This is a genomic window from Pseudomonas fluorescens (genome assembly GCF_000967965.1).
GTDB lineage: Bacteria > Pseudomonadota > Gammaproteobacteria > Pseudomonadales > Pseudomonadaceae > Aquipseudomonas > Aquipseudomonas grandcourensis.
This window is the reverse complement of the sequence record NZ_LACC01000035.1, coordinates 35,164-35,798: the sequence shown is the minus strand read 5'-3', so window position 1 is coordinate 35,798 and position 635 is coordinate 35,164. Positions and strand designations below refer to the sequence as shown.

Here is a 635-nt window from a genome sequence, read left to right as displayed (position 1 = left end):
GGTGAACAGTGCCGACGGCACTCTCACTTCGGTCGCCGTGCATATCGCCGGTAGCAACGACTCACCGACGATCACTTCCAACGGTGGCGGTGCGACGGCTTCGATCAACGTGGCGGAGAACACCACGGCGGTCTCGACAGTGGCGGCGACCGATGTTGATCTGCCGGCACAAACGCTGAGCTACAGCATCGCCGGCGGAGCGGATGCCGCGAAGTTCTCGATCGTTTCAGGCACAGGCGTGCTGAGCTTTATCTCTGCACCCAACTTTGAAGCACCGACTGATTCGGGAACGAACAACGTTTATGACGTGATTGTGCGGGCGTCGGACGGCACGCTGTTTGACGACCAGGCAATCGGGGTAACCGTGACGGGAGTCAACGATAACTCCCCGGTGATCACCTCCAACGGTGGCGGTGCGACGGCTTCGATCAATGTGGCGGAGAACACCACGGCGGTCACGACGGTGGCGGCGACCGATGCTGATCTGCCGGTGCAAACGCTGGGCTACAGCATCGTCGGCGGAGCGGATGCCGCGAAGTTCTCGATCGTTTCAGGCACAGGCGTGCTGAGCTTTATCTCTGCACCCAACTTTGAAGCGCCGACTGATTCGGGAGCGAACAACGTTTATGACGTGA

At 60.2% G+C, this 635-nt stretch carries 1 protein-coding gene; it reads left to right on the top strand.

All coding sequences use genetic code 11. From position 1 onward, the window contains the following. On the top strand, positions 1–635 hold a 635-nt coding region (locus VC35_RS29650; protein WP_185754847.1), incomplete at both ends, for a cadherin repeat domain-containing protein.